The organism is Polaribacter sp. 20A6, from assembly GCF_011378915.1.
Classification (GTDB): domain Bacteria; phylum Bacteroidota; class Bacteroidia; order Flavobacteriales; family Flavobacteriaceae; genus Polaribacter; species Polaribacter sejongensis.
The window spans coordinates 63828-77498 of the sequence record NZ_WTPZ01000010.1 but is presented as its reverse complement, the minus strand read 5'-3'; the positions used below and the strand labels follow the sequence as shown (position 1 = coordinate 77498).

The following is a 13671-nucleotide window of genomic DNA, read 5'->3' as shown; positions in this document are numbered from 1 at the left end:
CAGGGTGTTCGAACGGAGTCGAGAACTTGTATTATTTCTTTAAGATTGAATGCTTATTGGATACGCTTCTTAAATACCATTTATTTAGCAGCGTGTTCGAGTGAAGTCGAGAACTTGTACTATTTCTTTAAGATTGAATGCTTATTGGGTATGCTTCTCGACTCCGCTCGAAGACCATTTTGTTACTCTTCTTAAATACCGTTTATTTATCAGGGTGTTCGAGCGGAGTCGAGAACCTGAGAGGTAACTTACCTCCTTCTTCCACCAGAATACGTCATTGCTTCGCCTTTACCAAATCCGTAGCTAATACCTAAAGTAATAAAGCGACCACGTTGTGCAAAACTATAAGTTTCAAAAGTTTCTTGTGATACCAATTGTTCAGAAATTCTAGATTCAAATAAATCTCTAATACCTAAATTTACAATTGCTTTTCCTTTAAATATTTTTTTACGAACACCTAAATCTAAATGTGCATATCCGGTAACATTTCCTTGTACCGTTTCGTATCCAGATTGATAATTCCCTGTCAATTCTATATCTATATCTGCTGGTAATCCTATTGTAGAACCTAACCTTGAAGACCATTGGTTTCCTGAAAAATCAAAAACCTGAGACTCAAAAGTACCAACTCTGTCAAAATAATTTAAGTTAAAATCTCCAGTTATCGTTAACCAATTGTTCGCTCTATATTTACCATTTGTTTCAAAACCAATGGAAGAATTAGTACCAATGTTTTCGGGTGTGGTAATTGTTACACCATCAATATATGTAGAAACACGCTCTACCATATCTGTAGTGTATTTATGATATAGACTAGAGCTTAAAGAGGCATTACCAATCTTGTAAATACTTGTCAACTCATAAGAATCTGTAAACTCTGGTTGTAAATCTGGGTTTCCTACACGAACATTAAAGTTGTTTCTAATATTAAAAAACGGATTCAAATCCCATAATCTAGGTCTAAAAATACGCTTAGAATATCCCGCTTGTAAAGAAAAATCTTCTCCTACTTTGTAGGATGAATGCACCGTTGGAAATAAGTTTGTAAAGTCTTGCTCGTTAGATTCATTGGTGTTTGTTAAAAGCGTTGATAAGTTGGTTTTCTCAACTCTTAATCCTGCTTTTAAACCCCATTTTTCTCTTTCATACGCAACAGTACCATAAACACCCAATACTTTTTGATTGTACTCAAAATTGTTTGTTAGTGCATCATCAATCACAAAAACACCATTGGTTAAATCACTTACTTCATAATCGTTACCAACATCATTAATTACATATTGCGCACCCGTTTCTATGGTATAAACATCAGAAATTGGATTTGTATAATCTGCTTTAAACGTATAATCTGACTGTTGAAAATTGGTGGCTGTTTTTTGATTGCTATCATTATCATCACCAGAAATAGTAGTATTTGTAAATTGAGAAGATTGATCTTTCCCGAAAAAACTCCCCAAAGCACTAAACAATAAAGTATGATCTTCATTATTTTCAAACTGCTTCTTATAATTCAACTCGTACTTATATTTAGGGTTTGTAGCATCTGTAACCTCATTTCTTAACCAACTAGAAATTAGAGCATCATTAGCATCAAAAGAGCTAAAAATTGTTTCAGAAGGTTGTTCCTCAATTTCATAGGCTACATTGGCAGATAAGGTAAGCACATTTAAGTCGTTAATATGATAATCGGTACCTAAAGTAAGGTTGTAAAACGTTTCGTCTCTGTATTCTGTTCCATTACTAAAAATAACCTCATCATTAACTAAGTCTCTATTAATAGCTTCAGAATCTTTTGGTAAAGACCTGTAACCAGCTCCTAATTGCGCAAACAAGTTAAAACTTTCTGTTCTTCTATTCAAACTCAAACCAACACTATGATTGTCTGGAATTCCGGTATTTACCGAAACAGAACCATTCCAACCTCTTTTTTCTTCTTTTTTAAGTATGATGTTTAAAATCCCAGCAGTTCCAGAAGCTTCATATTTAGCTGAAGGATTTGTAATGATTTCAATACTCTCAATCATATCTGCAGTAATTGTACCCAATGCATTGCTAGATTCATCTGCTAAAACAGAAGGTTTTCCATTGATTAGCATTTGTACTCCAGAACTTCCTCTAAGACTAATTTCACCTTCAATATTTACATTTACAGAAGGTACATTATTTAGTACTTCTAAAGCACTTGCTCCGGTACTACTAATATCTGCCCCAACATTAAAAACACGTTTATCTAATTTAAAAACGGTTTTAGAAACTTCCCCTGTAATTACTACCTCATCTAATGTTTGATTGTCTGGAGCGAGTATGATTTTTCCTAAATCAGCCTTATTATTACTGATATTAAAAATTTGAATATTTTTTGTTTCAAACCCCATGAAACTTACTTCTAAATAAAAATTGGAATTGGAGGTAGAAATACTAAATTTCCCTGAATCATCAGAGGTTGTACCTGCTATAATTTTCTTAGTTGTTTTATCATGAAGCACTACCGTTGCATACGGAATTGCTTGTGAAGTAGCTTCTTCAATTAATTGTCCAGTAATTTGAATGTTTTTGTCTTGTGACAAAATAACACTACTAGAAAACAAAAGAAACAGCATGGAAAATGTATGTTGAATAAAGGATTTCATCTGAATATATTTTATAATTTGATTTCGTTTTAGCAAAAAATGAATATAAGGCTAATTCAAAATATAACACCCCTTACTTTTAGAAAACAAATCGTTTAAAAATCAAAAACACAACATTTAACAAGAATTTCACAAATAGAAAAAAACCTAGTCTTTAAAACTAGGTTTTCTCATTGTAAAATTCACATTTACTATTAGTTATTTTTTTACTTCTTATTTTTTAATCTACACTTCTCACCAAACGTACATAGTTATAATAACGCTCACCACCTTCTCCTGCAGGTCCGTTTTCATGTTTGGTATCAAATCTCACAGAACCTGCTCCGTGAAAATCTAAACCTTCTGCATTCACAGCTTTACCAAAAGCTACGTACCATGCATAGTAATAAGGTTTTCCTTTTTGAAATCTTGCCGAAGTGCTTGTCCAAAAATAGGGATAATCTTTATCGCCATTCTCATTCTTTATTTCTGAAATATTAAATATTGGGTCAATTGCGGGTCTATCTAATGAAGTATCTTTTGCCCCAGGTGCATAAGAATAATCGACAATACCTTGTAATTCCTTTACATTTGGCAATCTCCAATCTGAGTGTCCTGCTAATTCTGATTCTTCTGCATATTTTAACGAAGATTTCCAATCCAAACCTTTTTTACTATCATTTTTAGCCCACATTAAACCAGTTGCATTATCTGTAATTGTTTGGTTTCCATTATCTTCAAAATCATTAATTCCATAAATACTACCACGCACTGCACGGACATGCTTTAGCATTGGGTTGCCAGTTGGTCTCTCTCCATTTCCTGGAGGTGGAGGTCTGTGTCCTGCTGTATTTTTTCCATCTTGTTCTACATCTCTAGATGGCGATGCTTTTTGATCAGCAGAACCTTGGTTATTAGCATCTCGTTTTCCCATTGGTGGCGGACCTTTGTGATCTCCTCTACCCTTAGGAGCTTCTCCAGGATACGCTTTTATATGTCCGGTTGCATGATTTACGCCAAAAGCAGCGGTATAACCACCTTCTTCGGTATGACCAATATATTTTTCAATTGCCCAATATTGCTCGCTTTTATCTACACGTTCATTATTAACCAATGAAAAATAATTAGTATCTAAATAAGGCCAACCAGTACTAAAATCACTAATAGAATATAATTCTTTAAGTGTAGGCATTCTCCAATCATCATAACCACCTAACTCTAAATTTTCTACATAACCCTTTGCTCCTTGCCAATCAAAACCTTCTGTTGTTGGAATTTCTTGCCATGTCAATCCAGAGTTTAAATCTAAAATTGTTCCGTCTTCGCTTTTTTGAAAAGACATTTCTTCACCTTTTAAATAATTAGCATCTTGTCCGTAAAGAGCATCACCTGGTGCTAAATCTCTTAAGACTTCACCATCTTCTCCATAAGCTTTCACCTGTCCTGTTGCTATTTGTGTGTAATTGACTGTTGCGTCTTTAACTTCTTTGGAACTCTTTTTTTTACTATTACAAGATTGTATTGTAATAGCAATCAACAACAAACATGTAGCTTTTAAAGTACTGTTATTTATTAATGTTTTCATTTTTATACTATTTATTATTTTTTACTCGTAACGTAACGCGGTAATTGGGTCTAATGCCGATGCTTTTCTCGCAGGATACCATCCGAAGAAAATACCCGTTACAGCACACACTGCAAAAGAAATAATGATAGAATATAACGCAACACTTGTTGGCCAGCCTAGAAATTGCTCTATAAATACGGAGGCTCCTAATCCTAGTAATACACCGAGTACCCCACCGGTAATACTAATTAAAATAGCTTCAATTAAAAATTGCATTAAAATATCTGCTCCTTTTGCGCCTACTGCCATACGCAAACCAATTTCTTTAGTTCTTTCTTTTACAGAAACATACATGATGTTCATAATACCAATACCCCCAATTAATAAAGAAATACTAGCAACTGCAACTAACAGAATGGTTAACATTTCTGTTGTAGAACTGAAGGTAGAAATCAATTCTTCCATAGAACGTACGCTAAAATCATCTTCCTCATCATCTAACAATTTATGTTCGGTACGTAATATATTACTTATCTGTTCTACGGCATCTGGTGCATCATCTTCACTAATTGCCGATGCTATAATCTGGTTTAAGTGATCTATTGCTAGAATACGTTTTTGTACTGTCGTATAAGGAGCTATTACAACATCATCTTGATCTTGACCAAAAGTATTTTCTCCTTTTTCTTCTAATACACCAATTACTTTAAACGGAATATTATTAAAACGAATCATTTGCCCTACCGGTTCTTGTCCATCAGGAAACACATTATCAACCACCGTTTGTCCAATTACTGCCACTTTAGAAGCCGATTTAACCTCAGCATCTGTAAACATACTTCCACTTTGTAAACCAACCACTTTAATGTCTAAATATTCTGGATTTACACCATAAATTGAAGAAGGCCAGTTGTTAGAGCCATTAATAATTTGTCCGTTACCATTAACTACAGGTGTGATGTAGCTAATTAAGTCCGACTGTGCTTTAATAGTTTCATAATTTGCAAGTGTTAACGTTTGTACATCTCCTCCACTACCTCTTGCCGGACCTCTACTGTCTGCACCAGGCTGAATGGTAATCATATTAGAACCCATTGCAGAAATAGTAGTACGAATACTTTCTTTAGATCCTTCACCAATGGCTAGCATTGCAATTACCGAAGCTACTCCAATAATAATACCTAACATGGTTAATAAAGTTCTCGTTTTATTAAGAATGATAGCTTTTGTAGCAATTTTAAATAAATTTAATAGTCTCATAATTAATCGTCTTGTTTAGGTAATTTTGCTAATTCATTTGCTGCAGATTGTATGTTATCATTTTTATAATCTTTAATAACATGCCCGTCTTTTAAAACAACTGTTCTACTACTAAAAGTAGCAATATCTGGTTCGTGCGTTACAAACGTAATGGTGATTCCCTTTTTATTCAACTCTTGAAATAAAGACATAATTTCGTAAGAAGTTCTTGTGTCTAAATTTCCGGTAGCCTCATCTGCCAATATCATTACAGGATTGTTTACCAAAGATCTGGCAATAGCAACACGCTGTTGTTGTCCTCCTGAAAGTTGCGATGGCGTGTGATGCAATCGCTCACCCAAACCAACCATTTCTAACGCTTTTATAGCACGTTCTCTTCTTTCTTCCGTAGATACCTTGCTGTTGTATAATAAAGGTAATTCTACGTTTTCTATAGCAGAGGTTCTTGCTAATAAATTATATGATTGAAAAATGAATCCTATTTTTTCATTTCTGATGGTTGCCAGTTCATTTCTGCTTAAATCTTTTACAGATACGCCATCAATTTCATACACACCAGATGTTGGCTGATCTAAACATCCTAAGATATTTAGCATGGTACTTTTACCAGATCCACTAGCCCCCATAATGGTAACAAATTCGCCTTCTTTAATATCGAAAGAAATACCTCTTAATGCATGAACCGTTTCGGTTCCCATGGTAAACTCACGTTTTAAATCTTGTATTTTAATGATTTCTTTACTCATGGTTTCTTATTTTTTTCTGTTTCCTCCTGGACGTTGTGGCATAAAAGGACTTTCGCTTTTCTCTGCTGTACCTCCTGCTTCTGTTTTAGAAACACCTTGTAAACTGTACACCAATTTATCTCCTTTATTTATCCCACTTAAAATTTGCACATTTACTCCATCACTAGCACCAAGAGTTACTGTTTTTGGTGTAATAGTTCCGTTTGCTTCTAACACCCAAAGAGCCGTTTCTTCTCTAGATCTTTGGCCATTGTTTGTTTCTTCTATTTGATGTTGAAGATTATAAGTTGCAAGGGTTCCTCTTTCTGGCTTAAAATTAATTGCTTTAGCTTCTGCTGTTAACACATCTTGTAATTCTAAAGTAAAAATAGAAATGGTTGCTGTTAAACCTGGTTTTAATTTTAAATCTGGATTATGTGCTTTAATAACCACGGTATATGTAACTACATTCGAGGTTACTGTAGGGTCTAAACGAACTTGAGTTACTTCTCCCTCAAAAGTTTCACCGATATACGCATCTACTGTAAATTCTACTCTTTGCCCTTCTATTACTTGTCCTATATCTGCTTCATCAACATCTGCTTCTACTTGCATTTCTTTTAAATCTTGTGCAATTGTAAACAATGTTGGTGTACTTAAACTAGCAGCAACTGTTTGTCCTTCATCAATAGCTCTAGATAAAACAACTCCATTTATTGGCGAATAAATATTGGCGTATCCTAAATTGGTTTTTGCAGATTGTAAATCAGAATAACGCTGTGTTACTGTCCCCTTTGCTGTTTCGTAATTAAAAGTTGCTTCATCAAAATCAGCTCTACTAATCACTTGATTGTCGTACAACGATTTTTGTCTGTCGTAAATCGTTTTCATGTAATTTCTCTGACTTACCGCATTGTCATAACTTGCTTGCGCTTGAGTTTTAGAAGCATTTAAATTTGTTTTATCTAATTCAGCAATTAGCTGTCCTTCTGTAACTACACTGTTATAATCTACATAGATTTTTTCTACAACTCCAGAAACCTGTGTACCTACTTCTACTTTTGTAATTGGTTCAATCGTTCCGGTTGCCGTTACCATTGTGGTAACATCTGCTTTTTTAGCAACTACCGTTTTTGCTTCTATAATAAGGGCATCGCCGCCTTTCATAAAAGAGTATCCTACAATTGCAAGTACAACGACTACAATGCTTATAATGATGATGTTTTTATTTTTTTTCATAATGATTTATATTAAAGTTTGATATCGTTTCCTTGATAGAATTGTAATAATTGGTGGTATAAAATATTTAAGTATTTAGATTGTAAATAGTTTTGCTGTGCGTTGGTGTACCTATTTTGACTGATTACTAAATCCGTAGTACTTAAAGCACCTAATTCGTATTTTTTTTGTGCCAATTTATAAGATTGTTCCGACGCTACTTTAGAGGCTTCGGCTGCAATTACTTGCTCTTGTGCAGACAATGCATTTTGATACGCAGTTTCTACTTTTTTATATACTTCTTTTTCTGTAGATAACTTTTGTATTTCTGCTTTTTCTATGTTGATGGTTGCCGTTTGTACCGCCGATTTTGTTTGATTTCTATTAAAAATTGGAATGGTTAAAGACAACCCTAATTTCTGATTGAAATTCAAATCTACCTGATCTGAAAACGTATTATCATTAATACTTGTATATCCAGAACCTAAACTACCTGACAAAGCCAATGTTGGTAAAAAACCTCCTTTTGCAATGTCTAATTGTTTTTTATTTGCTTCTATATTTAAGTTGCTCGATTGTATTTCTGGTAAAATTCCCAATGCTTTTTCATACACATCAGCCTTGTTCAATTCTAGATTTACTAAATCCATATTTTCATCGATGGTTTCAATTTCTATATCTTCGATTGGAGATAACTCTAATAATTGTTTTAAAGCAATAATGTATTGTTGATAATTGTTTTTAGCAGAAATAACATTGTATTTGTTGGTTGCCGCCTGACTTTGAGCTTCCGTATAATCGCTTAATGCAATGTTTCCTGCATCTAAACGAGACTTTGCTCTTAGTACTTCTGTTTCTGAAGCTGCCAAGTTGTTTTCTGCAATAACAATGCTTTCTTTGCTATACAATGTTTGCAAATACGTTTCTAAAATATTTAAAACGATGTTGTTTTGTATTACTTCTTCTTCAAATACACTTTGGTTGAATAAAATTTTACTTTGTGCTATTTGATTGGTTATTTGATTTCCTTGAAACAAAGTCACAGAACTATTAATCCCTACGTTTGTACTGTGTATTTGGTCTGTTACAAAATCACTTGTAATAGGATCTATCGTATTTCCGCTAGAAAAACTTTGAGATGCACTTCCAAATAAATTTGGTAATCGAGATGATTTTGCTTTGTTATAATCTACTTCGGCAATGTTTTTAGTCAGTACCGCATTTTTAACCGTAATGTTATTTTCTAAAGCATAATCGATACAGTCTTGCAAAGACCAAACTTTAGATGCGGAACTTGTAGTTATATCTTGTGCAAAAGAAAGCTGCGTAAATAGTAAACCAAGAATGATGATATATAATTTCATTTTTTTGAGTGTTTTAATTCAACACTTCAAAGGTGAAACTTTATGGTACCTTATAAGAACGTAATAGACGTTTGCTGGTTTTGACTATACGAAAACGGTTTTTTTATGGATGGGAGTTTTGGTGGTTTGTTGATTAAAGAGCACCTATTTACAATAATGAGAATAGCTCTCTTCCTATGAGGTACTAGAGACCCTTCAGGTTTTTAAAACCTGAAGGGTCTTTTTAAGCCGCAATGAAATTGATTGTGAATAACATTTTACGCGTCCTTCCGAAGCACGAAGCGATCTATAACTAATATTACAGAGTACTCCGATTTCCTCGTAACAACCTAAAAAAGATACTTCTTTAAAATTTATTTTCATTGTTCTTTTCCATTGATGAAAAGAACCAAAAATCTAGACTTCTGACAATTTTATTGAATTCTACAAGATATTACACTATCGTGTCCAGACCGCAAAAGCTCTTTGGACACTTGCCGCTCCATATCTTTTGAATTGCTACTAAAATTATAATATGTTGGGATTAGATTGTGATTTTTTAAACTAAATCGTATTTTATATTTTAGAAACATTTACACTTTTTAATTGGAATTTCTAATAAGTCCTTTTATGAATTAGTCAATCCAAAAACAACTACTCCATTCTTGCTATATTTAATAAGCTTCTTATTCATTATCTTTAAATTTCTTCATCAATTTCAAAATTTATAGCTTTTGCATATTCAGATAAATCAATAGCAGCGACTGTACCAATACTTTGTTGAAGATATCGTGTTAATTGAAGGAAAAAAGTAACTAAAGAATTGTTTTTTTTACTGAATTCAATATCTTTTACAGTTCTACTATTATAAAACGTATTAATTAACTCATTATGTTCTTCATGAGTTAAGTCATTGTCTTTTGGTATGTTGAATATACTATCATCCTTATTATAGTCAACGTAAAAACTTTTATGATTTACTGCACAACCAATATCAATTGACTTTAAATTTTTTAGCTTTTTTAAATGGCCCTCTATTGTCGTGTCAGTTATTTTGGTTTCTATTGTAAGAATGCCTCCTAAAATTTTAGTTAGGGCTCTTGGTTTAAAAAGCCTTCCCCTATCAACAATATTGGTAGAAGTTCTAAATAATTTTCGAACACTCTCAATCTTATCTCCTGCGTAAACGATATTCCCCTTATTTAAATCTGGTTTAACTTCAAAAACAGCATATACTCCCTCTGCAGGAATATAAAAAATACCGTTTTGTTTGAATACAAATGGAGTAAATGTCTGATCATAAATAACTAAATCTATTTGATCGCTTAACTGTCCTTTACAATCTATAACAATAGCCTTATCAACACAATATCTATTAGGTAAATAGTTTCTTAACCAATCAATCCAAGTGTTTTCAAGAGAGTCTCCTTTTGATCCGGGATGTTTAATAAATGATCTATTAGTGTTTAGTTGAGCAACCATTTGAGTTTGCAAACCATTGAACATTTGCCTTAGATCTATTTTATTACTCATATTTTTTTAATTCTTTATTATTATATATGTAAAAATTTTTACCAAAATAAACTTTATCCACTTCTGCAATCATTAATAAAGGTTTATCAATATTTATGTTTTTATCTTTTGAAATTATCTTCATTGCATTAATATCTGTACTACTAGGAGTTGTTGGTCCATTAGGGTGCGAATGCCATTCTCCTAAATATTCAATTTTACCATTAGTCATTTTATGAATTTCACGCAACCTTTCGTTTAAAGTTCCTGGTTCTCTAATAAAAACAGTTGTTCCATTTTTATATTCATCAGGTATTAATATATCAGTTATAATAAAATCTACATCTGACTTATAGCCTACAAAAACACCTCCAAATTCTTTTGGATAGTGAAACTTGGTTTCTTCTTCTATTCTCTTTAAAACACTTTTAGATATGTGTATTGCACTATTAATATCATTAAAATTATAATATTCATACTCTTCAATATCTATTATTAGTTCATCTCCAAAATCTGGTTGAATAATAAAGGATTCATGGGTTTTATTTTTTGAATAATTATTATTTATGACTTTTAACCCAACATTTAACAAGGCGTTTATGTCATTATAATTAGCTTCAAAAGTTGGATATCCACATCCTGTTCCTTCAAAATAAGAAGGTGATTCATTCTCGACAAAATCAAAAATAGTTTTAGCTTGTTTTGTTAGATTTCTACCTGTTATTGAAACAAATGACTTCGCATTATTAGTTATAGCAAGACTAAATGTTTTTCCAGTAAAATTGAGTTTATCAATTATGTATGTAACTTCAGTATCTGTAGAACAATCAAAAATGATATCAATTTTTTTATTAAAAACGTCTCCAAGAATCTTTAAATCAAACTTGTTCAATTTATCATATTCTACAGCTAAATCAACAAAAGGTGAGATTGATTTTAATCGATCAATTAAACCATTAGTTTTAGGGAATATCATATCTTTTAATTCATAATTAGCTCTACAAAGATTTCCTCCTTTTGTAGAATCAAAATCCATAAGAATTATATTTTTAGCCCCACCTCTAACCAAATTTTCAGATAAAGAACTACCAATTGCACCACAACCAATAATTAAGATATTTGAATTAGTAATTTTGTTATCTAATTTTCCTCTTCCAAAAAATCGACTATAATCAATATTTTCAGTTGTTCCCCAATTGATTTTATTTTTCTTTAAAATGTGCTCAAATCTTATTTTTGAGTTCGTTTGTATATCTTTTGGTATTTTAATAGAATCAATTGGAATATTTTTTTTGGGTATTCTTATTAAATCCCAATGCTCTTCATAATTTACATTATTAGGAATTATATATCCAATTATTAAGTATAAGCTATTTTCGTAATAATAATTATTATTGAAATCTCGTTTTAATCCTAAGTATAGCTTTTCAATAAAGTCATCTGATAAATAATCTTTTAATTCATCCCAATTTTCAATACCTTTTCTTCCAGTATTTTTTTTCATCAAAGGTTCTTCTTCAATGAAATAATACAATCCTTTTTTAGAAGTTTTATTCTTTAGTTCATTAATAAAAGTATCTGACCAAGTATCATTTTTCCCTTTATCAAAACCTAATCTAAATAGTTTCTTCACAGGAAACTTTTTCTCTCCTAATTTTTCATCAGAGAAAATAGAAAATCTGAACGTTCCGTAAGAGTTTTTACTAAAACTGTTTTTTGTATTTGTAAAGTATAATTTGTTGATACAACCACTTTCAGTTGTATGAATTAAATACGCATAATTATCATCTTCCTTTTTTAAAATATAATAATCTTTAATCCATTGTTTCAGACATTGAATTTCATACAGTAGTTTCCGATCAAAATCGTCATCTTTATCAGGATGAAAACATACAGATCCATCAAGATTTATATGGTTAATACCTATATAATTCTTGTTTTTAAAAATAATAGAAATATTATCTGAATTAGGATGTGTTAAAGGATAGTTATGTGGTATAGCTATATCAAAACTTAATTTTTCATATAAATAATTTACCTCAATTTTACCTCTGTAATAGTTATCTGCTTTTTTTATGTTTTCAACAACTACTAAATCTTTATCTTTTTTTAATAGACTGTTTATTTTGTTTATTGTTTTATCCTCTTCTTTCAAATTATCCAAATTTACTTGTACTTAATACTGAAGCTGTAGAAGAACTATTAGAGTTTGAGTCATCATCATCATCGAATTCATCATTAATAGGAAAATATTCTTTTATTTGATCAGAATCTGCTTCTACATCCTTAATGGTATTTTTCATATCGCGCTTCGTTTGAGTTTTAGCCGTATCACTCATTGAGTCTGAAACAATATTACTTGAATTTGCAGGGTCAACTAAATTAGTAGTTTCAATATTATCAATGATATGATTCATAACTAACTTAGTTTTTTCCCAAAGTCCGTTTGGAATCTCATCTGTATTATCAAAAGCTTCTTTTGTATAGAGTTCCATCATAAATGATTTTATAAGTTTGCCTCCATTTTTGTTCTTTCGTTCAGTCTTCCAAACTTTTAGAAGTTTCGTTACTTTTCTTTCGTGAGTTCTGGCAGCTCCATTTAATAGTCCTACATGAGTTTTAATATTTGTTTTTATTCTAGTTTTCCCTTCATCTTCCTCTTTTTTTGACCTATTAGAAGTATTTATATGCAAGCTTAAATCAGTATTACTATCATTGTAGTTATTATTGTTTGGTCTTTCTCTTCCTGGAACAACATCCATATCAAACTCTTCTCCATCAATATCAAATTTCATCCCTATTGAGACCTTTTGCTTCCTAATATTGTCTTTAGTAATATCATCATCTTCTTTAGTATACTCATTTTTCAAGTATTTGTATACTTCATCAAACATTTCACTCAAACTTTCAAAACCTTTTTCATAGTTATTTCCAGGTGTTTTCTTTTTAAAAGGAATACAGCAATCGATATCAAATTTTGTATTAATAGCTGTGTTCTTTGCGTAAGAACCTGAATCAATAGAATTAGAAGCTTTTTGTTCTGAAAACTTTTTGTTTAAAGCATCTTTAACTTTATTTTTCTTTTTAATAAATTTGCTTAGATGCTCAACGTTATTTATATCGTGTGTATCAAGTACTTTTTTAAGGTGTTCGTTTTTATTTGTAGACATATTCTTTAATTAAATTTTCTTTAACAATTTTAACTCTGAAATTATTCAAAAGCATTAAGGAGTGATATCTTTTGTTATTTGATTTTAGTTTTAAAATAACATTGATCTAAAAGAAAACTCCTAATAAGCGTTTCTGATTCTTTCTTTCAAAACATTCTCAAATATACAGCTTAATGATTTTTTGTAATCAAATAGTTTTCAACTTGTTATTAACAAATGTTTAATGCAATTTAAAATAAAAACAAATTATTTTATTACGGGAAACCG

Annotated in this window: 9 protein-coding genes; all 9 read right to left on the bottom strand. The window is 31.4% G+C overall.

The annotated features are described in order from the left end of the window. Nucleotides 1-248 precede the first annotated feature (248 nt). Nucleotides 249-2630, bottom strand: a complete 2382-nt coding sequence (locus GQS57_RS17060; RefSeq protein WP_165734126.1) for an outer membrane beta-barrel family protein — start codon at nt 2628-2630, stop codon at nt 249-251. A gap of 220 nt (nt 2631-2850) precedes the next feature. Further along, a complete protein-coding gene (locus GQS57_RS17055; protein ID WP_165734125.1) occupies nt 2851-4194 on the bottom strand; it encodes a DUF1566 domain-containing protein in 1344 nt (447 codons plus the stop codon). 21 nt (nt 4195-4215) lie between these two features. Further along, nucleotides 4216-5436 (bottom strand): ABC transporter permease, encoded by a 1221-nt coding sequence (locus tag GQS57_RS17050; protein ID WP_165734123.1) that lies wholly within the window; start codon nt 5434-5436, stop codon nt 4216-4218. Between the two features lie 2 nt (nt 5437-5438). Then, the gene (locus tag GQS57_RS17045; RefSeq protein ID WP_165734121.1) at nt 5439-6182 is read right to left on the bottom strand and encodes an ABC transporter ATP-binding protein; all 744 of its coding nucleotides are present in this window, start codon (nt 6180-6182) and stop codon (nt 5439-5441) included. A 6-nt stretch (nt 6183-6188) separates the two neighbouring features. Then, nucleotides 6189-7400 (bottom strand): efflux RND transporter periplasmic adaptor subunit, encoded by a 1212-nt coding sequence (locus tag GQS57_RS17040; RefSeq protein ID WP_165734119.1) that lies wholly within the window; start codon nt 7398-7400, stop codon nt 6189-6191. A gap of 11 nt (nt 7401-7411) precedes the next feature. Continuing rightward, entirely contained in the window at nt 7412-8743 is a 1332-nt protein-coding gene (locus GQS57_RS17035; RefSeq protein ID WP_165734117.1) for a TolC family protein, read from the bottom strand. 678 nt (nt 8744-9421) lie between these two features. Next, a complete protein-coding gene (locus GQS57_RS17030) occupies nt 9422-10255 on the bottom strand; it encodes a DUF6602 domain-containing protein (protein WP_165734115.1) in 834 nt (277 codons plus the stop codon). Beyond that, nucleotides 10248-12398 (bottom strand): ThiF family adenylyltransferase, encoded by a 2151-nt coding sequence (locus GQS57_RS17025; protein ID WP_165734113.1) that lies wholly within the window; start codon nt 12396-12398, stop codon nt 10248-10250. The genes GQS57_RS17030 and GQS57_RS17025 overlap by 8 nt, the downstream gene beginning before the upstream one ends. Then, nucleotides 12391-13404, bottom strand: a complete 1014-nt coding sequence (locus GQS57_RS17020; RefSeq protein WP_165734111.1) for a nucleotidyltransferase — start codon at nt 13402-13404, stop codon at nt 12391-12393. Before GQS57_RS17020 ends, GQS57_RS17025 begins: the two co-directional genes overlap by 8 nt. Nucleotides 13405-13671: the final 267 nt, after the last annotated feature.